The sequence below is a fragment of the Mesorhizobium sp. WSM4844 genome (assembly GCF_055811775.1).
On sequence record NZ_JBVVQB010000249.1, the window covers coordinates 1 to 223 of the forward strand.

A 223-nucleotide genomic window follows, 5' to 3' on the forward strand; every position below is an offset into this window, starting at 1 on the left:
CCTATGCGCGGGCGGCCTATGCGGCGCCGCAAGGCGAGGTCGAGACGGCGCTGGCCGAGATCTGGGCCGAGCTCCTCAGTGTCGAGCGGGTCGGACGCAACGACAACTTCTTCGAGCTCGGCGGCCACTCGCTCCTGGCGGTGCAACTGATGGAGCGGCTGCGGCGGCTGTCGCTGGGGGTGGAGGTGCGCACCCTGTTCGCCAGGCCGGTGCTGGCCGATCT

Annotated in this window: 1 protein-coding gene; it reads left to right on the top strand. The window is 70.9% G+C overall.

Annotation, left to right across the window (positions count from 1 at the left end):
* Window positions 1-223: phosphopantetheine-binding protein (locus AC0L2A_RS36625; protein WP_473613055.1), on the top strand; the 223-nt coding region annotated here is incomplete at both ends.